Source organism: Rhodococcus sp. MPR-R1B, assembly GCF_058793255.1.
The window spans coordinates 392,681-418,821 of record NZ_JBXAFO010000001.1 but is presented as its reverse complement, the minus strand read 5'-3'; the positions used below and the strand labels follow the sequence as shown (position 1 = coordinate 418,821).

Here is a 26,141-nt window from a genome sequence, read left to right as displayed (position 1 = left end):
TTACCGGTTGTCGAGTGTGAACAAACGGAACACGGTCCGCATGCACAGAACGACGCCGACGAAGCCCAGTACCGCACTCGCGAGTGCATAGCCCGACAGCTGAGGTGTGAGTTGTGGTCCGCCAGGTACGAACAGCAGGATCGCCGCGACGATCAGCGCGGTCACTCCCGCCGCCATACCCAGGGCGTTGTTCGCCGACCGTCGTAGCCATCGCCTGTCGTCGGGGTGTGCAACCGAGCGAGTGCGAAGTGTGAAGCTTCCCGACGCGATCGAGGTCGCGATCTGATCGAGCTGACCAGGCAGGCGCCTGACCACCGCGGTTGTGACCGCCGTCGTCGACAGGATTGCCTGCGCGGCTGCAGTCGGGCTGGCGACATGGGTCAACAGTCGGGGTACTTCGGCCCGAACAGCAGCGACGAGGTCGATCTGCGGATCCAGGAGCCGCAGGGCGCGCTCCAAGGACGCGAGCGAACGGAAAGCGGCGGCGACGTCTCCCGGCACTCCGATTCGGTGTTCGCGAAGCACAGTGAACATTCGCGCGAACGATGCCATGGAAACATTGGGTTGGACACTGAGCAGGGTGATCTCTCGGCCCACCTGGTGACGTAGTGCTCCGCGATCAACTTCGGGCGGCACGTCGAATGCCATCAGCATCGCGTCGACTGTCGCCACCGGATCACCTGCGAGGGCAGCGTTGAGGAGCACGGCGAACAAGATCCGTGTCTCGCCGTCCAGAACCCCTACTGCGCCGAAGTCGAGGAGCCCGACCCGGCCGTCATCGAGGATCATGATGTTGCCGGGGTGCAGGTCCGCGTGAAACACGCCGTGGACAAAGATCCCGTCGAGCAACGACGCAAGAAGTTCGTTGGCGATGCTGCTGCGGGTGTCGCGGTCGAGGCCGGTGAGCGCCGACTCACCGTCGGAGAGCGGTGTGCCGTGAAGACGTTCCATCACGAGCACCCGTCCGCTACTGAGGTTGGGGTAGATGTGCGGAACGACGATATCCGGGCGGTTCGACATGGTGGAAGCAATCGCGCCGGTATTCGCTGCTTCGGTGCGGTAGTCGAGTTCCTCGAGCAGTGACGTGACGAGGCCCCCGGCGAGTCGGTGAACGCCGATATCGCGTGCCCAGGGAAAACGGGTCTCCGCGCGGGATGACACGCGAAGGAAGATATCGCAATCCACGCTCACTTGTGCGCTCGCCTCGGGCCGTTGAACCTTCACCACAACGTCGACGCCTTCAACGGTGTGCGCGGAATGTACCTGTGCGACAGAGGCGGCGGCGAACGGCTCCACATCGAACCATGCGAACACCGACTCTGGTGCGTCGCCGAGTTCCGATGCCAGTAGCTCCGCAATGCGGACTGGATCAGCCGGTCGTGCCGAACTTTGCAGAGACGAGAGAGTGCGAGCCAACTCGGGTGGTATGAGGTCGTCTCGCGTGCCGAGGATCTGTCCCAGCTTGACGAAAGTGACACCGCACCGGTTGATTACTTCCATCAGCGCGTCCCCGAACTGAGGCGCTGATGGCCCAGCACGGAGAGCCGGCCCGCCTCCCGCTCGCACGACGATGCCCATGATCTGGACGTATCGCTTGGTTCGTCGCCACGATTTGCGGCTGCGCTGCAATGCTTCTGGCGGTCCGGGGATGGACCCTGTTGGAAGGACAACTTCGAGGAAAACCAATGCGGCCAGGCATGCTGCGAACACCCAGAGCGCGACAACTCCGAAGAATATGAGCGCTGTTCCTACGCTCACCAGAAGTTGATCGTCCTGGCTGGCAATTCCTGCAAGTGTTGCGACGTATCCCGACAGTGGAACCCCCACCGAGAGTGCTATCACCGCGACCGCAAGGGTTCGCGGCCATCCGACTCTCGTCCCCAGCGTTCGTCGCATCACGCCCGCCAGTGCTGCTGCAAGAAATGGCGTCGTGACGATCCAGACCATCAAGTCCATTGCGATAGCGTACGGGTTCGCAATCTGCGATACATCCAGGAAAACCCCGAGCCCACCCCGACTGCCGGGTAACAAGCCCGATAGTGCCCAAGCGTCGAACATGCTTGGGCACTTCGGTGTTCATTCGCTCCGATGTCGACTCGTCCTGATCGACCGTCCAAAACTGCGTTCACTGGCCATCCGCGAGGCCGAACTGCGCATCATGCTCGTCAGCGATGTCCCGGCCACCTTTCGCGAGGAGCATTACAGCCGAAGAACAGGCTGCGATGGACGCCGAGCAGAAGTGAGACCGAGTGGACTCCTTTAAAGAATGGGGCCGCCGGTGAACAGGTTGACGAGACTCACCGCGAAGAACTGGACGATCGCTATGGCGGTGGCAAACGGGTCGCCCGCATACGTAGCTTGGTTGACCCATTCGTTGAATGCGTTGATCGAACCCATTGTGATTCCTCCTGAGTAGTGATGGCGTGATTGATTGAAACTGGTGGTTTGACACTCGACACGAGGGACGTAGTACGGATCCAGCGCAGTTGGGCATATGAGGCCACGAACGGTCGGTGACGAGCGCCGACAGTACGCTGCGGTTGCGGCCCTATGCGCTTCGAATGTAGTTTCCCGACTTAGGAATACCGTGAAGGACGGGCGGATTCGGTTACGAGTATCCCGCGACAGACGACATCGTCAATATTATGATGTCGGCAACAAACGCGACGACGGCACCAATCGGATTCTGGACAATCCACAAAATTACTTCAGTCATGTTCTCGGTCCTTCCTTAGCGTAAGACGCGTAATCGAATACTCGACCAGCTGTTGCAGTACCCGGCCCCGTTCGGCGAATTAAACCGTTGCCGAGGATGATTGGCGCAAATAGATAGATCGCACACCGGGGGCGTTGAATCAACTCGCCCAATCGTTGCACCTCTGTGCTCCGGGTTCGATTCGTTACCAATATCTTTCGGAGAAGGGGTGATCAGTCCCATCAGCGATCGGTACCCCGCGTGCGAAACCTTTTTCCGTAACCACCTGCCCAGCAACGTCGTAACGTCAGAGGTGGCAGTTGGCGAGGCCGACCGTCTTCTCGAGATCGTGGCGAGTTTTGCTGGGCAGATGTGACACTACCTCGCGGTCTCGCCGGATCAGTCTTCCTTTCGGACATCGATGGCTGTTCTTCGTGTGGTTGTTACACAATCGACGGAATCGCTGTTGGGGGTGGCGATGCGCAGCTATTTCCTCTGCGAATCTTCAGGAATTGCCTGCGACACCCGTGGATACGGATCCTCGATCTCCACCGAGCGCAATTCCGTGTGCCGACAAACATCGCAGTGCTTCCGACCGGATCGATGCACCCAGAACCAATCGCCGTCACGCACAAAGGGCCAGACGGTTCTGGGAAAGACCCAAGCGCTCCTGCAGTTCCCGGCGATCTGTTGCGCCAGTTCGAGTTCACACTTGATCTAACTGGTCGACGCATAGTGGTGTACCGGTAGCCAAAAGAGTCCCGCCGGTCGGTTAGTGTTGACGGTGAGATACGACGCGGAGGTGGCTGTGAGAATCTGGAACTGGTTGATGCTCAAAATTTCAGCAATCGGCGGGTCGCCGAAATTTCGGAAGATAGTCGACAGTCCGATTTGGGCGGGCGCCAATGACCGCAAGCTCTGACTGAGCGGGCGGCAGATTCTCCAATTTGCAATTGCCGACCTGCGACTGCGAGCACGCTCACGGCCTGCTGCGACAGGAACGCGACTGTCGACCTGAATTTATCCGCAATCGATATGGGAGGGCTTGTGGGAGTCTGGGGTCCGGGAAACTTTGACAGTGACACCGTCGCGGATGGGTTGGGGGCCCTGACCGGTCGAATCGTGGACGACATCACTGCCGAGTTCGAAGACGATTCGAGTCTGGAGCCGGATGAATGGGGCGGGGAGATGGTGCCGGCGTGGCTCGAGATCCTCACCGATATTGCCCAGACGAAACGAGTCGGTGTGACGTTTCCATCGACGCAAGTGCTGATCGACTGGCGCGATCGATATCTGCGCGTGTGGGATGGCTACATTGACGAACTCGAACCGGACGAGGATCACAAGGTCGCTCGACGTGCAGTGCTCGTCCATACCTTCGAACAGGCGGTCGCCCTCGCAGCCGAGCGCGAACAGGCATAAACCTGGTGCGGCCGCGCTACTGACCATAGATCCGTCAGTTCCCCGGTGGAACGACGGTGAACGTGAACCCTCCGGAAGTCATTGCGTTGGCTTCTTCGAACATCGAACAGAGAGCTTCGGCGGCGTCGGTCGCCAATGCTCGGGCAGCGCTGGGGGTTCGACCTCGGGCAGTCACCGCGAGCCCAGGTACGTCCGCATCTGTGATCGTCAGATCGGACTCGTAGTCGGAAGCACTGCCACCGAGTATCTGCGCGAGGAGATGGTCTTCGTCCACCACAGACCTCCCGCTACGACCAAAATGGCGGCGGCAACGGCCACCATTACCTGACCGCGGCGGTCGGAGAGGAATGTTCTCATCTGTCAGTTGTACCGCCTTGGCCGGCTGATTGACCGGCTTCATCACTACCTTGTCGGCGGCTGGTCCGCGAGATCACGTCCGCTTCGCGTCGTCATGATTGCGGACGAACTTCATGAGTCGGGGAATTACCCGATCAGGTATGTGTCCCAGGATTCCGTGGCCGGTTCCGGCATAAATCTCCACTTCGGCTTCAGGTACGAGATCAGCTAACCTCGCGGCCACCTGCTCGGGGCTGGAGACCACCGTCTCAGCGCCGGAGATTACGAGCATTGGGACCGAGATCGACTGCACTTCTGCATCTTTGAGCATTCGTGCCCACCCGACACCGGGCCGGTAGTTCAATGCCTCTGTAACCAAAGCGAACTCGCGATCGCCGATGACGTACCCGGGGGACAGCCAATCGTTGAGCTTGCGAATATTTTTGTCGGTGCGGCGCATACCGGCGCGGATCATCTTCAGCAGCACACGCCACGAGGGCTTGTCGAAGACTCCACCCGGTTCGATTAGGGTCACACTCGCCAGTCGTTCAGGGGCGTGAAGTGCTACTAGAACGGCGTGCCACGCACCATGCGAGTAGCCGACCAGGTGGACGCGATCGACCCCGAGTTCGTTCAATACCTCGCCCACCCAGGTGGCGAAGTCGGATTCCCCGGTCAATGGAGCGGTCTGCACACTGCGGCCTGCAGTACCGATCGTGTCCAGCGCATAAACGACTCGGTCTCGGCACAGGTCCTCGATGACGATGTGCCATTGCAGACAATTGGCGCCGACTGCGTGCAGCAGGACGATCGGCGTCTCCGTGCCGGTCCCCGACCTACGGACATGGGTGGTTCCGAACGATGTCGGCACGTCGAGTTGTGTCGACGGAACCGGCCAGGTGCCCTCCAGTTCTCGGTAGATGCTCTCGTACGCCTGCTTTGATGCCTCGTTCTTGAATCGTCCGATCTTCGGCATGAGCCTCCCTCTCGCTGCTTTCAATTTTGATGGTATGACCGTATCACTAATGCGGTACGTGCGTATCATTAACGAGTCAAAGTCATCCATTCGAAAGGGGAAGGACAGCCTCATGCCGCGACTGGTCGACCATGAAGTGAGGCAACGGGAGATCACCGATGCGGTGCGGCGAGTGATTGTCGACGGTGGGCTCGCGGCGGTGACATTTCAGTCCGTTGCTGCCGAGGCAGGGATTTCGGTGCGACTCGTGCAGTACTACTTCGGCACGAAGCGGGAATTCCTTCTCGCGACGCATCAAGCTGTGCGTCAGGATGCGGGTGCTCGCTTGATGCAGGAGTTGTCTGTTCTTGGCGCGGAAGCGACACCCCGCGAGGTTATTTCAGCGTTCCTTGTTGGCATGCTCCCGCTCGATCGACAACGTCGGGAGGAAGCGATTGTTCTCGGCGCCTTCCACGCTGCCGCACTGACCGGACAAGGAATCGCCGCCGAGGAAACCCTCACTGCGCCAAGAGAGTTGACAGCGCTCATTTCCGGCCAGCTTCAACGAGTGACCAATCGGGACGCGGTTGCGCCGTCAATGGATCCCGACCTCGACGCCGAGCTCATTCTGGCGGCTGTCGCCGGGCTCGCCCAGGGGATGCTTCCCGGCTACGGCACAGCAGAATTGGCGGTGCAGTTGGTTGAGCGTCTCCTCGATCGCATTCTCGGGCCGACGAGACCTCAGGCCACGAATCAACCCGAAGTCGGCCGCCGTTAGTATTCCGGGATGTCTCCTGTGAACCCAGCGCTCGCCGGCCGGGTGTTTCCCTCGTCTTCGTACCTTGTCGGGCGCGAGAAGATTCGCGAGTTCGCTCTGGCGGTGCGTTCGAGCAATCCCTTGCATCATGATGTCGGTGTCGCCAGGGAGGCCGGGTTCGTCGATGTCATCGCGCCGACAACGTTCACAACCGTTGTCCAGCAACGAGCGATCATGGCACTGCTGCGTACGCCGGATACCGGGCTCGATCCGACTCGTGTGGTCCATACTTCCGAGAAGATCGAGCATCAGCGTCCGATAGTCGCTGGCGATGACCTGTCTACGACACTGACGATTACAGGGGTGACAGTGCGAGCAGGCAGTGCGATCCTGTCGACAGTTTCCGAGATCCACGACGTGACCGACGCTTTGGTAGCAACGGTCACCTCGACGCTACTGGCGCGAGGAGAAGGCGCATGACCGTACCCGTCGTGCCGGTTTTCGAAAACCTCGTCCTTGGTGACATCGTCGCGAAGGTTGATCTGGTCCTCACTCGTGATGACCTAGTTCGCTACGCCGGTGCCTCCGGCGACATGAACCCGATCCATTTCAACGACGCAATCGCTACCGCGGCTGGGCTACCGGGAGTTCTGGCTCACGGAATGCTCACTGCCGGAATTGCTTTGCAGGCCATCGTCGACTGGTTTGGTGACCCGAGCGGTGTGATCTCGTATGAAACTCGCTTTACTCGGCCCGTCGTAGTCGATGCCGTCGATGGTGCTGATCTCTCCATCACTGCGAAGATCGCGCGGATCGACGCCACGATGCGGACAACGCGGATCGATGTCACAGTCACGCACAAGGGCCAGACGGTTCTGGGAAAGACCCAGGCGCACCTTCAGTTCCCGGGCGCCTGACAGGTTTTGAGTGCTGTCACTGGTCACATCGGGACCTACGCATCCGGGCGGGAGATCAACTGCATTGTGGCACAGCACTACCGGAAAGACACCAACAGCTCGTCCGACGCTTGCATCGGTGCGTATCCGTCGGCGATGACGCGCCGACAGCCGTCGATCTCGACGGTGAGTAATCGTTCCTCGTTCGTAGGACGGTCCACGTAGATCGTCGACGCCACCTCGGTGGCCACCGCGTCACAGTCGGGAGCGGGTGGAAGTCCGTCGAAGGTTTCCGTCGTAGACGATGTGCCTACGAATTCGGTGGAGGAGAATCGGCAGAAAACGCTGCCCGCCGACAGCGATGTCAGCGCCGTTGTACCTGTCGTGGCTGGTCGGTAGGTCGGCGTGCAATGCGACAGTTCGTAGATCTGATCGTCGGACAACGCTATTCGGTGTTCGGTACTGCCGACCGGTGTCAGTTCCTTGATGGCGGCCAGGCCACCGGGTTTCGGTAGTCCACACGAATCGGAGGGATACCCCGGCCGAGTTGCTCGGTCTCGATCGTCGACCAACCAGAATTGCTCCAGGACAGCCAGGCTGTAGTTGTCACCGCAGCCTTCGGGGAACCAAGTCTTGTGCGCGGACGAGCGGTTCAGCATTTCCACCGCCCGACTGAAATCGCCCTCCCAACGATGAGCAGAGAAGCTGACGGTTCGGTCGGCTGCCACGTTGTCGCTGACAAACGGGTCGCACGTGACGGCGGCGACGGGTACGAAATCGTCTGGAACTGTCGCAGTTGGTGTCGTCTGGAGCGGGCCGATCGGATACGGGGTCGCGCACCCCAGCGTCTCGGCGTCGACTATTGCGGCAACAGGACGGTCGGGGATGGTCACGTGCCAAATGCCGGCAACAGCGAGGATGACGATCACGACTGCGAACCAACGCCAGAGCATGAGCACACCGTATCGTTCCCGATGTACGCCGAGCGGGAACATGCCTAGTCCTCCGTTAACCGCCGAAGTCCTCGCATCCAAATTGAGTGGATCCAGGTCGCGGCTCGCAGATATGGTCCAATGGTGACGCATCCGAATGGTCGAAACGACAGTCCGATCCTGGTGATTGGTGCCGGCATCGTCGGCGCGTCGATCGCGTATCACCTGGCGCGCGTTGGTCTCCGAGTCGCCGTGCTGGAGCACGGCTCGGTGGCGGGAGGGGTGACCGGCAACTCCTTTGCCTGGGTCGGCCTCTCGAAGAGTGCCGCAGAAACTTACTCAGATCCGTTCCGGCAAGGCGCTGCAGTCGAAATCGACCGCCTGGAGCGCGAACTCGTCGAGCCAATCGGTTTGCGCCGCAGAGGCGCGATCACCTGGGAAGAGACGGAAGCGGAGACTCGAGCGTTCGTAGATGCTCATCGAGCACTCGGCCATCCCGTCGACCTCATCGGTAAAGAGGAAATCCTTGCTCGTGAGCCGGGATTGCGGACGGCCCCCTCGGTCGCAGCGTACGCGCCTGATGACGGTGGCGTTGACCCGGTTGCGTTCGCTCGATCGCTCCTGCGAGGTGCCGAAGAGTACGGTGCCACAGTGTATTCCGATGTCAGTGCGCTCGGGGTGCTCGCGGAGGGCATGAGAGTGTGCGGAGTAATGACTGCCGACGGTCCCGTCTACGGATCGGCCACCGTGCTCGCTGCGGGTACCGCGATTCCTGGACTCGCGGCGTCGGCGGGAGTGGACGTCGAGGTCGACGCCTCCCCGTGTTGCCTCATCAGATTCTCGACGCCCTACCCATTGGTGAACGGAATACTCTCCTCTCCGGATTTCGAGATCCGGCAATTGGACGACACGACACTGATTGCGGCTGAAGATGTTCCGGTCGGGTTCTCCGGAGATGCTCGTGAGCTTGCGGGGCCGACGCTGCGCGCGATCCGCAGTCAGCTCGAGGACGGTGACCAAGTGGAACTGATCGAGGCGGTAGTCGCTGACCGTCCCATCCCGCGTGGTGGCCGCCCGCTGCTGGGCTTCGCCGAAGGCGTGTCGGGGCTCTATCTGGCCGCGACGCATCCGGCGATCATTCTGTCCGGAGCAATTGGAGCCCACGTGGCCGGGGACTTCGCCCGAGCGTCAACCCTGGACGGTTAGACGACGACGCCGGAGCCCGGTTCGACAAGGTTCGAGCCGATATTGCGGTTCCTAGTTCTCTCTAGGACACGCGCTAGAGAGCGGGATATTCGTCTACTCGGCTTGTACCGTCGATGGGCATGGACCCCGTGCGCAATCCGTATGCCCCCGGTGCCGGTCAACGCCCGCCGGAACTCGCCGGGCGCGACAAGCAGATCGACGCCTTCGACGTCGTTCTCGAGCGAATTGCGCGTGGCCGCCCGGAACGAAGTGTTGTCCTCACCGGATTGCGTGGCGTCGGCAAGACCGTCCTGCTCAATCAGTTGCGTTCGGCCGCGATCTCCCGGAGCTGGGGGACAGGCAAGATCGAGGCGCGCCCCGATCAGGATTTACGACGCCCACTCTCGTCGGCGCTGCACATGGCAGTCCGAGAGATCGCGGTCTCCCATCGCGATCCGGAGCGGGTCGAGCAGTTCCTCGGAGTCCTCAAATCGTTTGCCCTACGCGCCACTGCAGACAAGGGAATGCGCGAGCGCTGGCAACCAGGCATCGACGCACCTGCGATCAAAGGTCGCGCGGACAGCGGCGACATCGAGATCGACCTGGTCGAGTTGCTGCTCGACGCGTCGGCGCTGGCCAGGGATGTCGGCGTCGGGATCGCAATCTTCATCGACGAGATGCAGGACCTCGGTGCCGCGGATGTCTCGGCGATCTGCGGGGCCTGCCACGAGTTGAGTCAGGACGCGGCACCGCTGATCGTCGTCGGTGCGGGGCTTCCACATCTACCTGCTGTGCTGTCGGCGTCGAAAAGCTACTCGGAGCGCCTGTTCAGCTACCACCGGATCGACCGCCTCGAGCGTGAAGCTGCAGATCAGGCACTGATTGCACCTGCCGAGCGTGAGGACGTCGAGTTCACCGAATCCGCGCTCGACGCTCTGTACGAAGCGGCTGACGGGTACCCGTACTTCGTTCAGGCCTACGGAAAAGCCACGTGGGATGTGGCGGCGTCGAGTCCTATCACGGCAGAAGACGTGCGCGTCGGCGCGCCGACGGCTGAGGAAGAACTCGCTGTCGGTTTCTTCGGATCGCGATACGAGCGAGCAACGCCCGCGGAGCGTGAGTACATGCGCGCCATGGCCGATCTCGCCGGTGACGACGGACCCGTCGCAACCGCGAAGATCGCCGTCGAGTTGGGGCGCAAACCGGCTTCCCTGTCGCCGGCACGCGATGGACTGATCAAGAAGGGACTGATCTATTCGGCAGAACGTGGATCAATCGGATTCACGGTCCCGCACTTCGGCCGATACCTGCGCGGACAAGCGGAGTGAACGCGCTCGAAACCGCGTGGGATCGGGTGGCGGCGCTCAGTCCCAATCCGCCGGCCTGGGTGGTTCAACTGGCCGCGTTGATCGCCGTGATCATCGTTCTCGAACCGCACCTGTGGCGGATCGCCCGCAACGTCGTCACCATCGCACACGAGGGCGCTCATCTGATCGTCGCAGTCCTGGTCGGTCGACGGTTGAAAGGTCTTCGCCTGCATTCGGATACGTCGGGTGTTGCTATTTCGTCGGGCAAACCGACCGGCTTCGGCGTCATTCTGATGACGTTCGCGGGTTACGTCGGTCCGTCGATTCTCGGACTCGGCGCGGCCGGGTTGTTGGGCGCGCAGCGCGCGGTCTCGGTGCTGTGGATCGGCGTATTCGTCATCGCGGTGATGATGGTCCTGATCCGAAACCTCTACGGAGTCTTCTCACTTGCCGTGGTGGGAGCCGTGTTGTTCGGACTCGTCTGGTGGGGGACCCAGGAGCAGCAAGTGGCCGCAGCGTACTTCCTGACGCTCTTTCTCCTCTTTGCCGGACCACGCCCGGTCGTGGAACTTCAACGGCAGCGAATGCGACGAGGCGGGGCACCGGACTCGGACGCCGACCAATTGGCCAGGCTCTCACCGATACCCGCGATCGTCTGGGTCGGGTTGTTCCTGCTCGTGAACGTCGCGGTGCTCGTGCTCGGCGGATGGTGGATTCTGCGCCCGGTGGGTGGCTGACCGGATTGAGCCTTTGTCCCGTCAGGACAACGGACCAACGATTGTTGATGCTCTGCGGACGTAGTCATCGCATGAAGGCGCTCATATCGTGGAAGTCGACGAGTGGTCGTGTGGGGACTTCACGCGGCCACACCCGCAGCGACGAAGACCGTCGACGATGACAAGGATTCGTTTTGGACGACAAGAACTTCCGCGGAAGAACCGCGATCATGTCCGGGGGAAGCCGTGGCATCGGACTTGCCATCGCCCGTGCGATAGCGCGCCGCGGCGGAAACATCGTGTTGCTCGCCAAGACCGATACGCCGGATCCCAGGCTGCCCGGAACTATCCACACGGCTGTGGACGAGTTGAACGAGCTCGAGGGTCATGCCGTTCCGGTCGTCGGCGACGTGAGGAACGACGACGACATCGCGCGGGCCGTGGCTGCAGCGGTAGAGCACTTCGGTGGCATCGACATCGTGGTCAACAACGCGAGCGTCCTCGACATCTCGAAAACCGAAGATCTCGCGATGAAGCGATTCGATCTGATGCAGCAGGTCAACGTCCGTGGCACCTTCGCGCTCACCCGCGCGTGCCTTCCGTACCTTCGGGTTTCGGCCAATGCGCACGTATTGACGCTGTCGCCGCCGCTCAACTTTTCGCCGCACTGGTTGGGTGCTCATCCGGGCTACATGTTGGCCAAATACGGAATGACATTGGCGGCCTTGGGCATCGCCGCAGAGTATTCAGGTGCACCGATTTCGAGTAATTGCCTGTGGCCGGAGACCATGATCGCCACGGCCGCTGTCGGAAACCTGCTCGGGGGAGACGACAGTATCGAGCACTCGCGTTCACCCGAGATCATGGCCGATGCGGCTGTCGAGATTCTTGGGCGTCCCGCCGGCACGGATACCGGTCGTACAGTGCTCGACGTCGAGATCTTGCGCGAGGCGGGGATCTCGGATTTCTCGCAGTACGGCGGTCGGTCACCGTTGGCGATCGACATCTTCGTCGACGCGCCAATTCCGTGATCTCGGGCGATCTACAGGTATCTAGCCAAATCGCTAGATACCTGTAGATCTTCCTCACGCCACCTCGTGCTCGCCGCCCGGGGCAACCTTCTGAAGTCCGCGATATGCGTCGCTGGCACTTTGGCGACCACCGATGACGGCCTCGACCTCCGCGGCAATCGGCATGTCGACGCCGTATTCACGGGCCAGATCCATGACGGTGGGGGCAGTCTTGACGCCCTCGGCAACCTGGCCGAGCTTGGCTACCGCCTCCTCGACGGTCAATCCCTGCGCCAGAGCTTCGCCGACGCGACGATTGCGAGAAGTCGGAGCCATGCAGGTGGCAATCAGATCGCCGACGCCCGTCAAGCCGGCAAAAGTGCGCGGGTTGGCGCCCATCGCCTCACCGAGTCGGGTCATCTCGGCGAGACCGCGTGCGAGCACCATCGCACGAGTGTTGTCACCGACTCCCAGACCGTCGGCCATGCCCGAGGCGATGGCAACGATGTTCTTGAGGATGCCGCCGAGTTCACAGCCGAGTACGTCGGTGTTGCGGTAGACGCGGAAGACCGACGATGCGAACAGGGGTTGCAGCGCGGCGGCGACGCGATCGTCCTGGGTGGCCACGACCGATGCCGCGGCCATGCCGTCGACGATCTCCTTGGCGATGTTGGGGCCCGCGAGCAGTCCGACGGGATGGCCGGGCAGGCACTCGGCGATCACTTCGGTGGGGCGCTGCCGGGTGCCGGGCTCGAGACCCTTGGACAGTGACAACACCGGGACCCACGCCCGAACCTCGTTGGCGATCTCGGCGAGGGTGGAGCGAACGGCGTGCGAAGGCACCCCGCATACGAGTACGTCCGCTTCGCGGGCGGCTTCGACCAGATCCGAGGTTGCCTTGAGCCCCTTGGGAAGTTTGCGCTCACCAAGGTATTTGGAGTTGGTCCGTTGCGAATTGATCTCGTCGGCTGCTTCGGAATTGCGTGCCCACAACAGGGTCGGGGTGTTGCGGGCAGCGAGGCCGGCCACCGTGGTTCCCCACGATCCGGCACCGAGGACGACGACGCGTACCGGGCGGGCCATCAGAGTGCGCTGTTCTGGGTAGCGAGTGCTGTCATGGCGCCAAGCGTTCCACTTGCGGAGCAGTTGCGGGCCAATTCCGCCGAGTCTGTGGCTCGACTTACAGATGAGGCGGCGGTTCGGGGCTTTCGCGCATTGTTTCGACCGCTTCTGCGGATTCCGCGACGATCGAGCGCATGGCGGCTTCCGCGGCGTCGGCGTCTCCGGCCTGAATGGCCGATGCGACCACTCCGTGCAGGTGAATCGCTTCGGGGTCGGCCTCGTGGGGCATCAACGAGTGGCGGGTGCGGCCTTCGAGTATCTCGACGACGATCTGCGACATCGCCCGCAGCATCGGGTTACCGGAGGCGGCGAGCAGGGTGCGGTGGAAGTCGGAGTCATGGCCGAGATAGGCGCCGGTATCGGCAGCGCGAGAGGTAGCTGACATGCCGATGACGGCTGCAGTGAGAGCGCCGCACTGCTCAGGTGTGGCGCGAGTTGCGGCGAGTCGCGCAGCCAGAGGTTCGATGCCGGAACGGAGTTCGCTGAGGATAGACAGCTGCTCGAACCGATCAGGACCGGCCAGTTGCCAGCGGATGACATTGGGGTCGAGCGAGTTCCAGTGTTCGGAGCCCAGGATGGTGATTCCGACGCGTCGACGAACCGAGGCAAGTCCGAGGGATTCGAGAACGCGGACAACTTCGCGGATGACGGTTCGCGACACGTCGTAGCGCGTTGCCACCTCGTCGGCGGAGATCGTGGTACCCGGAGCGAGCACACCACCGACTATGTCTTGGCCGAGCTGTTCCAGCATCGAGTCGTGTAACTGCTGAAACGGGACAGAAGGCATACGTAGATCGTCCCATGCGTATGGAGTAAGCCCGGTGGAAGCCGAATAAATACTACAAATTAGTGTCTGCTCTTGAAATTGTAGGTTAATTAAGGAACAGTGACCTCAATCACTCATCGGACTGGGAGTCCCTATGAACACCACAGCATTGCTGGCGGCCGAGGTCGTCCCCGCTGGTAGCGACGCACGATTGATCATCGCTGCAGTCGCCGGCGTCGCGGTTATCATCGCGCTGATCACCTGGCTCGACCTGCACCCCTTCCTCGCACTGTCCATCGGTGCGGTTGGTGTCGGTCTGGCGGCCGGCCTCGGATCGGCCGAGTCGGTCGCGGCGTTCGCCACCGGCTTCGGGTCGACCATGGGAAGCGTCGGAATCCTGATCGGTTTCGGCGCGATGTTCGGCAAACTCCTCGCCGATTCCGGCGGTGCCGACCGAGTGGTCGACACGCTGGTCGGCCGCTCCAGCACCAAGGCGCTTCCGTGGACCATGGCTCTGGTCGGCGCAGTGATCGGTCTGCCGATGTTCTTCGAAATCGGTCTCGTCCTGTTGATGCCGGTCATCATCCTCGTCGCGCGGCGTTCCGGCTTGTCCCTGATGCGCATCGCGATCCCCACCCTCGCCGGCCTCTCGGCCATGCACGGTTTGGTTCCGCCGCACCCCGGGCCACTGGTTGCCGTCTCGGCTTTGAACGCAAACCTCGGCCTCACCCTCGCTCTCGGTGTCCTCGTCGCGATCCCCACGGTTGTTCTCGCCGGACCGGTCTTCAGTAAGTACGCCGCGCGGTGGGTCGACGTGAAGGTCCCGGATCTTTTTGTCACAGGCGAAGATCGAGGCGAGGAAGAGAAGAAGCAGCGTCCCTCGTTCGCGGCTACCCTCGCAGCGATCCTCCTCCCGGTTGTTCTCATGCTGGGCAAAGCATTTGCAGACGTGATCGCACCCGATTCCGAGGCACTCCCCAAGTCCGTCCTCGACTTCCTCGGAACACCCGTTGTGGCTTTGGGTCTCGCGGTTCTGGTCGGTATGGTGCTGCTGGGTCGCGGCGGCGGAATGGACCGCAAGGCCATCTCGAAGTCACTCGAGAGTTCCCTACCTCCCATCGCAGGCATCTTGTTGATCGTCGGCGCCGGTGGTGGTTTCAAGCAGGTCCTGATCGACACCGGTATCGCCGGAGTGATCGCCGACGCGATCAAGGGCAGCAGCCTCCCCGTGCTGTTCCTGGCCTGGCTGGTAGCGGTATTGATCCGCGTCGCAACGGGTTCGGCAACGGTGGCAACGGTGACGGCGTCGGGCATCCTCGCTCCGGTTGCGGCAGACCTCTCGTCCGCACATGTCTCGCTGATGGTCTTGGCGATCGGTGCGGGCTCGCTCTTCCTCTCGCACGTCAACGACGCCGGATTCTGGTTGGTGAAGGAGTATCTGGGCGTCAGCGTGGTACAGAACCTCAAGACCTGGACCGTGATGGAATGCATCATCTCGGTATCGGGCCTGGCCGGAGTGCTCGTGTTGAGCGCATTCATCTAGGTAGGCGAGCACATGAACAGCGAAGCGGCACAGCAGAAGCAGTATCCCGTGCTCGTCCTGATGGGTGTCTCGGGTTCGGGAAAGTCGACGGTCGGCGGCATGCTCGCCGGAGCGATGGGTTGGGACCTTCAAGAAGGCGACGATCTCCACCCGCAGGCGAACATCGACAAGATGGCGACCGGGCATCCGTTGAACGACGAAGACCGCTGGCCCTGGCTCGACAAGATCGCCGTCTGGATCAAGAGCCATACCGACGCCGGTCAGCCGGGCATCGTCACGTGTTCGGCACTCAAGCGCAGCTACCGCGACGTGCTTCGCGGTGAGCACGTCGTGTTCGTGCACCTCGCCGGTTCGCGGGATCAGATCGGCCAGCGATTGACCGCTCGCCTCGATCACTACATGCCCGCCTCGCTGCTCGACTCCCAGATCTCGACACTCGAGGCCGTCGACCCGGACGAACAGGCCATCGTCGTCGACGTGGGCGGGAGTCCCGCCAAGATCGCGGAGGAGATCCTGCGACGGGTGGAGACATTCGAATACTGAGCAAGCCCGGCGTGTAGGCACCCGCGGTTCGGGTTACGGTGCTTGGGTGACTGCTGCTGCGCAGACGGACTGAACCGTGACCGACTTCGACTTCCACAGCGTCTGGACGCTTCCTGCCTCTGCTGACCGCGTCTACGAGGTTCTCGCGGATGCCGAACGGTATTCGCAGTGGTGGCCTCAGATACGCCGAGTCGGGACGATCGACGAGCATTCAGGCTCCATGTCCATCCGCAGCGCTGTCCCTCTGACGCTGCTGGTCTTCGGGCGACGCGAGGTGGAAGACTCAGTTGACCGCTTTCTGAAAGTGCGTCTCACCGGCGCAATGACCGGGTGGAGTAGCTGGGCGGTGCGCCCCGCTGGATCTGGTTGCACAGCCGAATTTCGGCAACAGGTAGCGGTGTCCGGAGCGCTTGGTCTGGCCGCGAAGGTCGCGAAGCCGCTGTTCGAGTGGAATCATGAAGCGATGATGCGTGGAGGGCACCGCGGACTGTGCGCATATCTCTCCCGGCCGTGATCGCGACCAGAACTTGCACACGCTCGAGCAATTGATCCATACCCGTCGTGTCAATTTGACGCAGCGTCAGTTATCGTTCACATCAGCAGCCGACAAGTATGTGTAACTCAAATGCACAAAACGGCTTGACCTGGGAGGACGCTATGCGGACGCGAGATTCGACGGTATGGCATTGGAACGTGAGTCCGCGAGCGCGGGTTATCTTCTGCCTGACCAGGACGTTCGTGAAGCCGATGTTCACCCTCTGGCCGACCACCGAACGTGGTATCCGCCAACTCGAGCGACTCGACGCGATGGCGGACAAACTGCCGAAGCCGAAGAACCTCGATATCGAGCCTTTCACGCTGGGTGGTGTGCCCAGCGAGAAGGTGCAGCATCCACGCAAAGCGCAGGGCGAGTTGGCCGGCGCCACGATCCTCTACTTCCACGGAGGGGGATTCGTCTTCTGCGGTCTGGCAACGCACCGGGCACTGTGCGGTTTGCTCTCTGCGAAGGCCGGCGTACCGGTGATCTCCGTGCGCTACCGCCAGCTGCCGGAAGGTTCCATCGGTACCTCCGTCAAGGACGCAATGGCCGCGTACACCGCGTTGCTCGAGACAGCCGAAGACCCGAACAAGATTGTGGTTGCCGGTGACTCGGCGGGCGGATACCTGGCCATGAAGGTCGCCGAAATTGCCGCACTGCGCGGAATCACGCGGCCCGCTGCCGTGGTGGGATATTCCCCTCTTCTCAACGTGAACCTCGAGGACCATGATCCCGATTTCATGAAACGTGATGCCTACCTACCGATGTCACAGGTGGAAAAGCTCAAGGACCGGTGGCTCGAGGGGCCGGACGAGATTCCTGGTGCGCAGTCGCCGATCAACGCCGACGCCAGTCTGATTCCGCCGTCGTTCCTGGTGTCCGCCGAATACGAACTGATGCGTCCGGACGTCGAGATCATGACCGAAAACTTGATCAAGGCAGGACAAGCCGTCGAAACGCACATCTGGAGTGGGCAGATCCATGCTTTCCCGGTGATCGGGAAAGCTCTTCGGGAGGGGAAGGCGATCGTCGATCTCACGATCAAGTTCCTCGAGCGAACGATGGCCTCGCAGAACCAGATCAGCGCCTGACGCTGCTTTTCAGCCGATCGATGTGAGTGTTGCGTAGTCGTCGTTGTCGAGAACGCCGTCGACGACTGCGCGAACTTCCGAGGCATGCAACGTGATCGATCCGCCGTGATTGTCGAGGAAGGCTGTGTCTGCGGCATCTCGGCCGGTCGAGATGCGCACAAGATTGCTGCGCGGCGCCAACTGCGTTGCATCGACCACGCGCCAGACGTGGTCGATATTGGCTTCGACTACGGCGTGAAAATCCATCGGATCGCAGCCCGGCGCGTAGACGGCCACCAGTCGAGCGGGAATCCCCACGGCGCGCAGCAGTGAGATGGTCAGGTGCGAGTAGTCGCGGCACACTCCGGCGCCGGCGAGCAAGGTGTCGACCGCACTGTCGGTGCCGCGACTGGTGCCGGGAACATAACTCAAATGTGTACTCACCCAGCGAGTGACTTCGAGGAGGAGTTCGGCCGGGGGAGTGGCGAGATCGAATTGCCCGGCGACAAAACCGAAGAACTTGTCGGCCTCGGCATACCGGCTGGGGCGCAGATATTTCGACACGTCGTAGTCGCTGACCGACGCCGGTTCTGCGCGGCCGATGACGGTTGCGTCGTAGCTGACGATCAGTTTGCCTGGGGCACAGTCGAGTAGGTGAATCCGGGTACCGTGTTCGGCGGTGATCTCGCGGGGTTCGAGCGGATTGCCGTCATGGACGAACGACATCGTTTCCAGCAGTTCGACACCCGGCGCGCGCGTCACCGCGATCTTGAACTCCAGGTTGGTCGCCTCGTCGATCTCGATGTCGAGCAGGGCGGCGACGGTACGTTTCATCGGGCCATCTTTACACCGAATACGGACACCCACCACCTGGGAGGATTGTGACGTGCGATCAGGCTTCGGGATAGTCGACGTCGACGCCGCTGCTGAGGTCGCTGCACTCCACCAACTCGACCCCGTGTTCGCGTAGGTAGGTGTTGGCGCCGCCGTCCCCGGTGAGTGACTTTGCAAGCGTCGGCCAGTGGTCGCGTCCGATCAGGACGGGATGGCCGGGTCTTCCGTGAAAGACAGCTCTTCGCAGTATGTTTCGTGATGGGGAAATCTGACCCACGATCCGCGTCACGGTGTCGGCGTTGAGGTCCGGGACGTCGACCAGAGAGATCGCTGCCGCATCTGCGTCGTCGATTCGCATGGCGGCTTCGAGTCCGCAGCGCAGTGACGCGCTCATTCCGTGTTGCCAATCCGATATCACCACAATGACATCGGTGGTGGGCAGTAGTTCGAGGGCGTCCTCTGCCTGCGCGCCGAGCACCACGATGACCGGTGAGAGGCCTGCGGACTGCAGTGTCGTCACCCCGTGGTGGAGCCAAGACTGACCCTCGGTGTTTGTGACGAGCGCTTTGGGTTTGCCCATGCGGGATCCGGCCCCTGCCGCCAGCAGGATCCCGCACGTAGACATGACTATGCTCCGGTGACCCGCGGACGCAGCCACTCGATCAGATCGTTCAGAACTTCTTCCTGCTCAGGCTCGTTGAAGATCTCGTGGTACAGGCCGTCGTACACCTTCAAGGTGACATCCGAAGAGCCGGCCAGATCTGCGACGAGCTTGCTGCCGGCCGGGTCCGTCAAACGGTCGTCCGAGCCGTGTTGAAGCAGTACGGGAATGGTGAGCGAGGGCAGGCGCGCCGGGAAGCCTTCCGCGGCGGTGATCATGCCGCGCGCGATACCGGCGGGAACCTTGCCGTGGTGAACCAGCGGGTCGGCGTTGTACTTGTCGACGACCTTCTGATCACGCGATACGGCAGCAGCTTCCAGGTTCTCGACGGGCACGTCCGGGAGGTATTTGCCGACGATCTTGCCCAACTGCATCACGATCTTCGGAGTGCCGGTTGCGATGATCACCGCAGGTCCGGACAGGGCGAGGGCTTTGAGATCGGCCTGATGGTCGAGGGCGTAGGAAAGGGCGATCGCGCCGCCCATGCTGTGCCCGAGCAGGAACTTGTCCTTGCCGGGATGTGCCGCCGTCACGATCGAGAACAACGTGTGGACGTCGTCGGTGAAGTCGGAGAATTCCTTGAGGTGAACGCGCTTGCCGCCAGAGCGTCCGTGCCCGCGATGGTCGGGTGCATACACGATGAGCCCGAGTTCCCCGAGCCGCGCAGCAACATGGTCGTAGCGCCTCGCGTGTTCGCCGAGTCCGTGGCACAGGACGAGAACCCCGGTGGGTTCGCGGTCCGGTGTCCACACGTCGTAGACGATCTTGGCACCGGCGACTCCGGTGAACGACGACTCTTCGTGCTGCATTGTTGCGCCCTCTCTGCGACCGGTTCCGGTACGCGGATTCTCACATGCTATTCGCCCGGTGGGCAGGGCGCGGGTGTTCAGGGTGTGAGGTCGTCGAGGAAACTTCGACACTTGTTTGTTACGGCTGGTTACATTAACTTAGGGGCGTGACCGGACAAACCGTTGATCGTTCCGACCCTGTTCCCGCCACCCGCTCGCGCCGATTGTGGCGACCCGCGGTTCGGGCTTTGCTGGACGGCGCGCTACCGCTGATCGACAAGCGAATGGCGGAATCGGTACGCCCGTTCGATCGGCCCGAGATGCTGCGTCCGCACCTGGCTTCGCGGAAGTTTGCGTGGACGCACTACGGGATCTTCGTTCCCCGGCTGCCAGGGCCTTTCCGTTACCTCAACACCATGACGTTGATCGGTGCAACCGGGACGGTGGTGTTCGACAACGACTATCTCGCTGCACCCGACGCGCGAAACACCGCAACCGTGCTGAGTTCCACCGCAGCGCCGGGCCATCACTTCTACCGGGCGTACGACGCTGCCGATGAGTGTGCGTTCGAAGAAGATGGTTCGCGAATCGCCTTCGGTGACAACCTGATCATCGAGAACAGCTATCCGAACTTCCGAGTCACCGGGCGATACGACTCATTCGACGTCGATCTCGAGATCGTGGCAACGGACCAAGCGTCGTGGTTCGTGCGTAATCCCGTCTACGACCACGTCAGTCTGCTGGCACAGTGCTCCGGAACAATTGCGAGTCCGGATGGACCGGTGAGTATTTCGGCTCCGTGCACCGTCGAGTACGCGCGGTGCATGACACCGCAATCGTTGACTCGCCGCGCGCTTCCCGAGTCGTGGAAGCTCCCGGCCGACTTTTTCACCTACCAGATCGTTCAACTGGACGACCGGCATCAGTTGTTGCTCACCGATGTTCGAGCGTCAGGGGTTTCGGCGTGCAAGCTCGCCTACATTCGGACTGTCGACGGTAGTGCGAAGGTCTTCGACGACGTCGAGTTCGACGTGCTCGAGTACGCCGACGCATTGCACGTCGACCCACAGGGTCGCGAGATGCGTGTGCCGCGCGTACTGCGTTGGCAGGTGCGCGATTACGGTAGGACGGTCGTGGAGTTCGAGGCGGAGATCGACTCGGAGTGGCGCTACGGTCACGGCAAGGGATACGTCGGCGCGTACACCTACCGGGGAAGCTTCGACGGTGCGTCGATCAACGGTACCGGTTACATCGAATGGGTGGACTGCGAAGTGTAAGGCCCCTAGGGTGTATCGGTGCCTTTCGTAGACCCCGCCGCGCTGACGATTCGTCCGCAGAAGATCCTTGTCGCGGGGACTTCCGGTGCCGGAAAGACGACTCTCGCCGGTCGAATCGGGCGGCTTCTCGAGATCGAACACACTGAGCTGGACTCGCTGTTCCACGGGCCCGACTGGATTCCGCTCGACAGTTTCGAAACCGAAGTACGACGCTTTTCCAGCGAGCCGGCCTGGGTGACCGAGTGGCAGTACGGTGCGGTGCGTGAGCTTCTGGCCGAGCGTGCGGACCTGATGCTGTGGTTGGATCTGCCTCGGCGGACGGTGATGCGCCAGGTGATCACACGAACCGTGCGTCGGCGATTGCAGCGAGAGGTGTTGTGGAATCGCAACATGGAGCCGCCACTGCACACCATTCTGTTCGATCCGGATCACGTGGTGCGCTGGGCCTGGCGAAGCGACGGACGCAACGTCGGGCGTATGGCCACGGTCCTTGTCGATGTGCCGTCGTTGCCGATAGTTAGGCTTCGCAGTCGAGAAGAGATCGAGGCTGTGCTCGAAGTCCTCGGCCGTCTGCCCTCAGATCGTCTGAGCTAGGCGAAATCCCAAGTCGTCGATAGCAAATGTCGGGTGGCTTCGCCTCCTTACGGTAGCGCCGCAACCGCGCTCACTTTCGGCCCAACTGCCGCCGCGGAAGATCCGGTACGTGCCGTAAACCTCGGGGTCGTAGAGATCCCAGCACCATTCCCAGACATTGCCGATCATGTCGTACAGGCCCCAGTTGTTGGGTGTCTTGGTTCCGACGGGATGCGCTCTACCCTCTGAATTGTCGCTGTACCAGGCAATCTCGTCGATCTCGCCGTAGCGGTAGCCGGAGGTGCCGGCCTTGCATGCGTACTGCCACTCGGCCTCGGTGGCGAGCCGGTAGCCAGTTGCGCCGCGGTCCCACTGCGGAGAATCGGTGTCGACGTCTCGATATGCGGGTGTCAGACCGTCCGCGACCGAAAGTGTGTTGCAGGTTGCGATGGCGTCCTTCCATGAAAGGTCGACCGCTGGTTTGCTCGAATCGTCCGACGAATCTCCGTGAAGCAGCGCCCTGGTGGTGAGATGGCGTGCGAGGCGGAAGGATTCGACTTTCGAGGTCCACGCAGTACCTTTGCGGTCGTCCCGAAGGTGCACCTGGCCGGCAGGGATCTCGATCATCAACTCTGCTGCTCCGGTCATTCGTTCATCATCGCAGAGGTTGTCGCTCACCCGGGGAGACGCTCGAACGCAGCTTGTGGATCAAGGCCGGTGCGCATGCGCCATGCGGTCAGCGCAAGCCCGAGGCAGACCACCTGTGCCGGATCGTCGAGGGAAACACCCATCAGCTTCTCGATACGCGTGAGCCGTGCATAAAGCGACTGACGCCGAATGCCGAGGAAATCCGCGGTTCTCGCCTTGCCGCCCCGATGTGCGAGGTACGCGTCGAGCGTTCGGACGAGATCGGCGGAATGTGCTGTGTCGTATGCGATCAGCGAACCGAGTTGCTCGGTTACGAACACGGACAGCGAAGCGGGTGTCGTTCCGGCGGTGAGCAGTCGTTGGACGCCGACGTCCCTCGCGAGGATCACTCCGGTCCGGGAGCCGAAGCGCCGCGCGATCTGGACGACTTCGCGAGCTTGCGCGACCGCAGCCCCGACGCCCGACAGATCCGCGACCGGCGTCGCCACTCCGAGCGTGCGTACCGCGGAACCGCCCGGCCCGCGGCGTAGCAGCTCGTCGGCTTCGGTGAACGCAGTCCGCACTCGAGCGGGGGATGCGGACGCCCACCCGTGCGCGAGCACGATGACGTGATTGGCCGCAGTCCCGACGACACAGGAGCCGAGCACGGCCCGCACGGCGTCGCGTACTTGGTCAGCGAGCTCTCGAACCGGGGTTTGCCGATCGATGTCGACAGCGGCGACGAGGACGTGGTGCCCCTCCGACAACGGCGTCCACCCGGCCGCTGTCAGTCGCTCGGACAAGTCGCCGTGCGATGTGAGCACACCGCCCACCACGTCGGTGATCACCGATTGGGCGAGTGACTGTCTTGGGCCGAGATCGCCGTGACGGCCGAGTTCCAGAGCTACCGCGACGGCGGCGCAGTTTGCGACGGCGGTTCGGCGTGTGGTTGCCGGCCCGCACAGGACAAGTCGACCGAGTGAGTTCGTCGGGCCGCGTACGTCGTGGATAGTGCGTTCGGTCTCGGATCGCTCTGCGCCGGTTGTGCTGCGCTCGACGGTTCTGCCATCCGCGTCGAGCAGATCGACGCCGCACCCCGCGAGTCGTGACACCTTGTCGAGCAGCGCAGTCATGCCCTGGCCTGCAACCACGAGACTCAGAAGTTCTTGCCAGACAGGCTCGCCCGCTTGCGCCGAACCGAGAGTGCGGCGGAGCATGAGGTCGTGAAAGTCTTCGACCATCCGCTCGAAGGGCACTACTGCGTGCAGGGCCAAGAACGCGAGTCCCCGTCGGCGCGAAGCTTCGACGAGTTCGGGAGGGGCCGTGAGGAACGAGCGCCCGACTTCCATCGCGAGTGCGACGCATCCCGCGTCCGCCAATTGGTCGATGTAGGCGGTGAGCTGCTCGGGAGATCGCCCGTGCAGACCGAGGCCCGTGGTCAGAAGGACCTCACCTCCGGACAGCAGCCCACCCATTTCGTACACCTCGGACGAATGGACCCAGCGGACCACCGCGGTATCGACGTCGCCCGCGAGCACCTCGATTGCGGCGGCCTTGAACGAGGGCATCGCAAGAACTTGTCGCAGAGTCGGGAGCATTTCTATATCGTCCGCCGAGGGGGCACTTCGTCATAGAGCTAGTTCTGCCGAACTGACAGGTTGTCCCTTGTCGGGCTGTTACCACCGTGGTCGGATTGTGACACGAGCCACAATCGACGATTTTGATCAGACTCCAGGAGCGCACATGAATCATCCGGCACACACCGATGAGTATTTTCTCGGACTTGCGATCGAACAGGCGAAGATCGGTTGGGAGGAGGGCGGCGTGCCGATCGGCGCGGCGCTGATTCACCGGGGCGAGGTTCTCGCAGTCGGACGTAACCGTCGGGTCCAGATGAACAGCGCCATCCGTCATGGCGAGACCGACTGCATCGAGCGCGCCGGACGACTGCCGGCCTCGGTGTATCGCGAGTGTGTCCTCTACACGACTTTGTCGCCGTGCTTCATGTGCGCCGGAACGGCTCGCCTGTACGAGATCCCTCGAATCGTGGTCGGCGAAAATCGTTCCTTCGAGGCATCGGAGGAATGGTTGCGCAGCAGCGGAATTCAGGTCGACGTCGTCGACGACGCGGAGTGTGTGGCACTGATGGACCGCATGCTGGCCGAGCGCGCGAGCCTGTGGCTCGAAGACATCGGCGAAGTTGTATGAGCAGCGCCGTCGAACCTGCCACGGTCGCAGGCGATTCGGAGAGCGCAGGCCACCCGATCGATCCAGACTATCCCGTCACTCCGGTTCCGCTTCATGCACGTAAGCCGTTCTTCTCGCTCGCGGTCGTGTTGTTGGGGTTCACCATCTTCACGCCGACGATGTTGGCCGGAGCAGCGCTCGGTACCGCGTTCTCGTTCTGGAAACTGATGGTGGTGATCGCCGCCGGATCCGCCATCTTGGGGGTCTACGTCGCCATGATGGGGTTCGTCGGAGCCCGAACCGGACTGACTACAGTTGTGATGGCGCGCTACAGTTTCGGCACTCGCGGGTCCAAGCTCGCTTCGATCCTGCTGGGCGGTACTCAGATCGGCTGGTACGGAGTCATCATCGGCACGATCGGTGATCTCACCGCGCAGGCATTGGGCTGGGAGTCCTATCTCGCGCGGGCGTCGGTGATGATCGCGGCGAGCATCTTGATGTGCGTCACCGCCTGCTACGGCTACCGCGGAATGTACTGGGTTTCGCTCGTCTCGACGCCCTTGATCCTGGCGTTGGCCTGCTGGGTCGTGTTCCGGTCCCTCGAAGAGGTCGGTGGATTCTCCGGCCTGGTCTCGGTTCAACCGCAGACGACCATGACGATCGCGCTCGCAATCACCACTGTCGTCGGCACGTTCGTATCGGCGGGAACGCAAGCGCCCAACTGGACCAGATTTGCTCGCTCCGGATCACAAGCGGTGTGGGCCTGCGTTATCGGGTTCCTCCTCGGAAACGGATTGATGATCCTGTTCGGCGCCATCGGAGCCATCACGTTCCACGAGGGTGACTTCGTGTTGATCCTCTACAACCTCGGGCTTGTCGGCTGGGGCCTGGTCTTGCTGTTCGGAAACCTCTGGAAGAGCAACGCAGACACCGCATACGCCTTCGGAGTGGCCGGTGCCGAACTGTTCAGAAAGCCTCGCAAGACCCCGTTCGTCATCGGTGGATGTGTGATCGGCACGGCGCTCGCTCTGACCGGTGTGCACAACCATCTGGTCGACTACCTGAGTCTGCTCGGAACTTTCATCCCGCCATTGGGCGGCGTGATCATCGCTGACTTCCTGTGCCGGTGGCGGCGAGGCATCCCCGAGGGGTACACCCCGCAGCCGGTCCACTGGCGCAACCTCGCCGTCTATGCCGTCGCAGCGTTCCTCGCTTGGCTTTCCGGTGAGTTCGAGGTGGGAATCCCGCCGCTGATCGGAATCGTGGTAGCCATTGCACTGACGATGTTCCTGCACAAGGCGTTTGGCAACAGATCGGCAGATCGGGAGGTCTCGACCTCCACCGTCTGAATCATGCTTCAGGCACCAGCGAGCCCCCGGCGGTATCGACCGCGCCGGGGGC

General features: G+C 62.1%; 28 protein-coding genes. 16 read left to right on the top strand and 12 right to left on the bottom strand.

Annotation, left to right across the window (positions count from 1 at the left end; genetic code table 11):
* The gene (locus AC1Q61_RS02065) at positions 1-1,956 is read right to left on the bottom strand and encodes an ABC1 kinase family protein (RefSeq protein WP_492650768.1); all 1,956 of its coding nucleotides are present in this window, start codon (positions 1,954-1,956) and stop codon (positions 1-3) included.
* Between the two features lie 303 nt (positions 1,957-2,259).
* Positions 2,260-2,397, bottom strand: coding sequence for a hypothetical protein (locus tag AC1Q61_RS02060; protein ID WP_021345701.1), 138 nt, complete (start codon positions 2,395-2,397; stop codon positions 2,260-2,262).
* Between the two features lie 1,420 nt (positions 2,398-3,817).
* Between AC1Q61_RS02060 and AC1Q61_RS02055 the strand changes: the two genes are divergently transcribed.
* A complete protein-coding gene (locus AC1Q61_RS02055) occupies positions 3,818-4,117 on the top strand; it encodes a DUF4259 domain-containing protein (protein ID WP_223304584.1) in 300 nt (99 codons plus the stop codon).
* 34 nt (positions 4,118-4,151) lie between these two features.
* Here the strand turns inward: AC1Q61_RS02055 and AC1Q61_RS02050 are convergent, their stop codons facing one another.
* Together AC1Q61_RS02050 and AC1Q61_RS02045 are read right to left on the bottom strand one after the other, a co-directional pair.
* Positions 4,152-4,391 (bottom strand): hypothetical protein, encoded by a 240-nt coding sequence (locus tag AC1Q61_RS02050; protein ID WP_041815312.1) that lies wholly within the window; start codon positions 4,389-4,391, stop codon positions 4,152-4,154.
* 156 nt (positions 4,392-4,547) lie between these two features.
* On the bottom strand, positions 4,548-5,429 hold the full coding sequence (locus tag AC1Q61_RS02045) for an alpha/beta fold hydrolase (RefSeq protein WP_042447046.1): 882 nt from the start codon (positions 5,427-5,429) through the stop codon (positions 4,548-4,550).
* Positions 5,430-5,541: 112 nt separating this feature from the next.
* On the opposite strand from AC1Q61_RS02045, the gene AC1Q61_RS02040 reads away from it, so the two are divergent.
* The 3 genes from AC1Q61_RS02040 to AC1Q61_RS02030 are packed head-to-tail and all read left to right on the top strand — an operon-like array spanning position 5,542 to position 7,082.
* Positions 5,542-6,186, top strand: coding sequence for a TetR/AcrR family transcriptional regulator (locus AC1Q61_RS02040; RefSeq protein ID WP_007729967.1), 645 nt, complete (start codon positions 5,542-5,544; stop codon positions 6,184-6,186).
* Between the two features lie 9 nt (positions 6,187-6,195).
* Positions 6,196-6,645 (top strand): FAS1-like dehydratase domain-containing protein, encoded by a 450-nt coding sequence (locus tag AC1Q61_RS02035; RefSeq protein WP_019745537.1) that lies wholly within the window; start codon positions 6,196-6,198, stop codon positions 6,643-6,645.
* The gene (locus tag AC1Q61_RS02030) at positions 6,642-7,082 is read left to right on the top strand and encodes a MaoC/PaaZ C-terminal domain-containing protein (protein WP_007729969.1); all 441 of its coding nucleotides are present in this window, start codon (positions 6,642-6,644) and stop codon (positions 7,080-7,082) included. The genes AC1Q61_RS02035 and AC1Q61_RS02030 overlap by 4 nt, the downstream gene beginning before the upstream one ends.
* A 77-nt stretch (positions 7,083-7,159) precedes the next feature.
* Here AC1Q61_RS02030 and AC1Q61_RS02025 read toward each other — a convergent pair whose 3' ends face one another.
* Positions 7,160-8,014: a hypothetical protein gene (locus AC1Q61_RS02025; protein ID WP_054780965.1), complete on the bottom strand. Its 855-nt coding sequence runs from the start codon at positions 8,012-8,014 to the stop codon at positions 7,160-7,162.
* Between the two features lie 123 nt (positions 8,015-8,137).
* Between AC1Q61_RS02025 and AC1Q61_RS02020 the strand changes: the two genes are divergently transcribed.
* From AC1Q61_RS02020 to AC1Q61_RS02005, 4 genes are all read left to right on the top strand, one after another.
* Positions 8,138-9,199: an NAD(P)/FAD-dependent oxidoreductase gene (locus AC1Q61_RS02020; RefSeq protein ID WP_118607045.1), complete on the top strand. Its 1,062-nt coding sequence runs from the start codon at positions 8,138-8,140 to the stop codon at positions 9,197-9,199.
* Positions 9,200-9,318: 119 nt separating this feature from the next.
* Positions 9,319-10,506: an ATP-binding protein gene (locus tag AC1Q61_RS02015; RefSeq protein ID WP_063315718.1), complete on the top strand. Its 1,188-nt coding sequence runs from the start codon at positions 9,319-9,321 to the stop codon at positions 10,504-10,506.
* A complete protein-coding gene (locus tag AC1Q61_RS02010) occupies positions 10,503-11,222 on the top strand; it encodes a M50 family metallopeptidase (protein WP_003940327.1) in 720 nt (239 codons plus the stop codon). Before AC1Q61_RS02015 ends, AC1Q61_RS02010 begins: the two co-directional genes overlap by 4 nt.
* Positions 11,223-11,395: 173 nt before the next feature.
* Positions 11,396-12,232: an SDR family oxidoreductase gene (locus tag AC1Q61_RS02005; RefSeq protein WP_118606969.1), complete on the top strand. Its 837-nt coding sequence runs from the start codon at positions 11,396-11,398 to the stop codon at positions 12,230-12,232.
* 54 nt (positions 12,233-12,286) lie between these two features.
* On the opposite strand, the gene AC1Q61_RS02000 is transcribed toward AC1Q61_RS02005, so the two are convergent.
* Together AC1Q61_RS02000 and AC1Q61_RS01995 are read right to left on the bottom strand one after the other, a co-directional pair.
* A complete protein-coding gene (locus tag AC1Q61_RS02000) occupies positions 12,287-13,294 on the bottom strand; it encodes an NAD(P)H-dependent glycerol-3-phosphate dehydrogenase (protein ID WP_003940093.1) in 1,008 nt (335 codons plus the stop codon).
* A gap of 97 nt (positions 13,295-13,391) precedes the next feature.
* Positions 13,392-14,120, bottom strand: a complete 729-nt coding sequence (locus tag AC1Q61_RS01995; RefSeq protein ID WP_030536531.1) for a FadR/GntR family transcriptional regulator — start codon at positions 14,118-14,120, stop codon at positions 13,392-13,394.
* Between the two features lie 133 nt (positions 14,121-14,253).
* On the opposite strand from AC1Q61_RS01995, the gene AC1Q61_RS01990 reads away from it, so the two are divergent.
* The 4 genes from AC1Q61_RS01990 to AC1Q61_RS01975 all read left to right on the top strand — a co-directional run bounded on the left by AC1Q61_RS01990 (position 14,254) and on the right by AC1Q61_RS01975 (position 17,814).
* Entirely contained in the window at positions 14,254-15,642 is a 1,389-nt protein-coding gene (locus tag AC1Q61_RS01990) for a GntP family permease (RefSeq protein ID WP_003939838.1), read from the top strand.
* A gap of 12 nt (positions 15,643-15,654) precedes the next feature.
* The gene (locus AC1Q61_RS01985; protein ID WP_003940404.1) at positions 15,655-16,185 is read left to right on the top strand and encodes a gluconokinase; all 531 of its coding nucleotides are present in this window, start codon (positions 15,655-15,657) and stop codon (positions 16,183-16,185) included.
* Positions 16,186-16,261: 76 nt separating this feature from the next.
* Positions 16,262-16,699, top strand: coding sequence for an SRPBCC family protein (locus tag AC1Q61_RS01980; protein WP_007729979.1), 438 nt, complete (start codon positions 16,262-16,264; stop codon positions 16,697-16,699).
* Between the two features lie 143 nt (positions 16,700-16,842).
* The gene (locus AC1Q61_RS01975; RefSeq protein ID WP_030536535.1) at positions 16,843-17,814 is read left to right on the top strand and encodes an alpha/beta hydrolase; all 972 of its coding nucleotides are present in this window, start codon (positions 16,843-16,845) and stop codon (positions 17,812-17,814) included.
* A 9-nt stretch (positions 17,815-17,823) separates the two neighbouring features.
* On the opposite strand, the gene AC1Q61_RS01970 is transcribed toward AC1Q61_RS01975, so the two are convergent.
* Genes AC1Q61_RS01970 through AC1Q61_RS01960 form a run of 3 tightly spaced genes read right to left on the bottom strand, consistent with a single transcriptional unit; the run spans position 17,824 to position 20,097 of the window.
* Entirely contained in the window at positions 17,824-18,627 is an 804-nt protein-coding gene (locus tag AC1Q61_RS01970; protein WP_030536536.1) for a transglutaminase-like domain-containing protein, read from the bottom strand.
* Positions 18,628-18,685: 58 nt separating this feature from the next.
* A complete protein-coding gene (locus AC1Q61_RS01965) occupies positions 18,686-19,252 on the bottom strand; it encodes a nucleotidyltransferase family protein (RefSeq protein ID WP_007729982.1) in 567 nt (188 codons plus the stop codon).
* 2 nt (positions 19,253-19,254) lie between these two features.
* On the bottom strand, positions 19,255-20,097 hold the full coding sequence (locus tag AC1Q61_RS01960; RefSeq protein ID WP_064114103.1) for an alpha/beta hydrolase: 843 nt from the start codon (positions 20,095-20,097) through the stop codon (positions 19,255-19,257).
* Between the two features lie 146 nt (positions 20,098-20,243).
* Between AC1Q61_RS01960 and AC1Q61_RS01955 the strand changes: the two genes are divergently transcribed.
* Together AC1Q61_RS01955 and AC1Q61_RS01950 are read left to right on the top strand one after the other, a co-directional pair.
* On the top strand, positions 20,244-21,353 hold the full coding sequence (locus AC1Q61_RS01955; protein ID WP_047272028.1) for a DUF6670 family protein: 1,110 nt from the start codon (positions 20,244-20,246) through the stop codon (positions 21,351-21,353).
* 18 nt (positions 21,354-21,371) lie between these two features.
* Complete coding sequence (locus AC1Q61_RS01950; RefSeq protein WP_064114105.1) at positions 21,372-21,947, top strand: P-loop NTPase family protein; 576 nt, start codon at positions 21,372-21,374, stop codon at positions 21,945-21,947.
* On the opposite strand, the gene AC1Q61_RS01945 is transcribed toward AC1Q61_RS01950, so the two are convergent.
* Both AC1Q61_RS01945 and AC1Q61_RS01940 read right to left on the bottom strand, forming a co-directional pair.
* Positions 21,930-22,574, bottom strand: coding sequence for a formylglycine-generating enzyme family protein (locus AC1Q61_RS01945; RefSeq protein ID WP_179090786.1), 645 nt, complete (start codon positions 22,572-22,574; stop codon positions 21,930-21,932). The genes AC1Q61_RS01950 and AC1Q61_RS01945 overlap by 18 nt on opposite strands.
* Positions 22,575-22,600: 26 nt before the next feature.
* Positions 22,601-24,121 carry a PucR family transcriptional regulator gene (locus AC1Q61_RS01940; RefSeq protein WP_492650767.1) on the bottom strand — a complete coding sequence of 507 codons (1,521 nt, stop codon included), beginning with the start codon at positions 24,119-24,121 and terminating at the stop codon, positions 22,601-22,603.
* Between the two features lie 175 nt (positions 24,122-24,296).
* Between AC1Q61_RS01940 and AC1Q61_RS01935 the strand changes: the two genes are divergently transcribed.
* Together AC1Q61_RS01935 and codB are read left to right on the top strand one after the other, a co-directional pair.
* Positions 24,297-24,761, top strand: a complete 465-nt coding sequence (locus tag AC1Q61_RS01935; protein ID WP_064114107.1) for a nucleoside deaminase — start codon at positions 24,297-24,299, stop codon at positions 24,759-24,761.
* Entirely contained in the window at positions 24,758-26,089 is a 1,332-nt protein-coding gene (codB, locus tag AC1Q61_RS01930; RefSeq protein WP_058226626.1) for a cytosine permease, read from the top strand. Before AC1Q61_RS01935 ends, codB begins: the two co-directional genes overlap by 4 nt.
* Positions 26,090-26,141: the final 52 nt, after the last annotated feature.

Excerpts from the sequence above, each read along its gene's own strand:
- AC1Q61_RS02065 (WP_492650768.1), bottom strand. The coding sequence starts at position 1,956 with ATGGACTTGATGGTCTGGATCGTCACGACGCCATTTCTTGCAGCAGCA.
- AC1Q61_RS02060 (WP_021345701.1), bottom strand. The coding sequence starts at position 2,397 with ATGGGTTCGATCAACGCATTCAACGAATGGGTCAACCAAGCTACGTAT.
- AC1Q61_RS02045 (WP_042447046.1), bottom strand. The coding sequence starts at position 5,429 with ATGCCGAAGATCGGACGATTCAAGAACGAGGCATCAAAGCAGGCGTAC.
- AC1Q61_RS02040 (WP_007729967.1), top strand. The coding sequence starts at position 5,542 with ATGCCGCGACTGGTCGACCATGAAGTGAGGCAACGGGAGATCACCGAT.
- AC1Q61_RS02035 (WP_019745537.1), top strand. The coding sequence starts at position 6,196 with ATGTCTCCTGTGAACCCAGCGCTCGCCGGCCGGGTGTTTCCCTCGTCT.
- AC1Q61_RS02030 (WP_007729969.1), top strand. The coding sequence starts at position 6,642 with ATGACCGTACCCGTCGTGCCGGTTTTCGAAAACCTCGTCCTTGGTGAC.
- AC1Q61_RS02025 (WP_054780965.1), bottom strand. The coding sequence starts at position 8,014 with ATGCTCTGGCGTTGGTTCGCAGTCGTGATCGTCATCCTCGCTGTTGCC.
- AC1Q61_RS02015 (WP_063315718.1), top strand. The coding sequence starts at position 9,319 with ATGGACCCCGTGCGCAATCCGTATGCCCCCGGTGCCGGTCAACGCCCG.
- AC1Q61_RS02000 (WP_003940093.1), bottom strand. The coding sequence starts at position 13,294 with ATGGCCCGCCCGGTACGCGTCGTCGTCCTCGGTGCCGGATCGTGGGGA.
- AC1Q61_RS01995 (WP_030536531.1), bottom strand. The coding sequence starts at position 14,120 with ATGCCTTCTGTCCCGTTTCAGCAGTTACACGACTCGATGCTGGAACAG.
- AC1Q61_RS01990 (WP_003939838.1), top strand. The coding sequence starts at position 14,254 with ATGAACACCACAGCATTGCTGGCGGCCGAGGTCGTCCCCGCTGGTAGC.
- AC1Q61_RS01985 (WP_003940404.1), top strand. The coding sequence starts at position 15,655 with ATGAACAGCGAAGCGGCACAGCAGAAGCAGTATCCCGTGCTCGTCCTG.
- AC1Q61_RS01975 (WP_030536535.1), top strand. The coding sequence starts at position 16,843 with ATGCGGACGCGAGATTCGACGGTATGGCATTGGAACGTGAGTCCGCGA.
- AC1Q61_RS01970 (WP_030536536.1), bottom strand. The coding sequence starts at position 18,627 with ATGAAACGTACCGTCGCCGCCCTGCTCGACATCGAGATCGACGAGGCG.
- AC1Q61_RS01965 (WP_007729982.1), bottom strand. The coding sequence starts at position 19,252 with ATGTCTACGTGCGGGATCCTGCTGGCGGCAGGGGCCGGATCCCGCATG.
- AC1Q61_RS01960 (WP_064114103.1), bottom strand. The coding sequence starts at position 20,097 with ATGCAGCACGAAGAGTCGTCGTTCACCGGAGTCGCCGGTGCCAAGATC.
- AC1Q61_RS01945 (WP_179090786.1), bottom strand. The coding sequence starts at position 22,574 with ATGACCGGAGCAGCAGAGTTGATGATCGAGATCCCTGCCGGCCAGGTG.
- AC1Q61_RS01940 (WP_492650767.1), bottom strand. The coding sequence starts at position 24,121 with ATGCCCTCGTTCAAGGCCGCCGCAATCGAGGTGCTCGCGGGCGACGTC.
- AC1Q61_RS01935 (WP_064114107.1), top strand. The coding sequence starts at position 24,297 with ATGAATCATCCGGCACACACCGATGAGTATTTTCTCGGACTTGCGATC.
- codB (WP_058226626.1), top strand. The coding sequence starts at position 24,758 with ATGAGCAGCGCCGTCGAACCTGCCACGGTCGCAGGCGATTCGGAGAGC.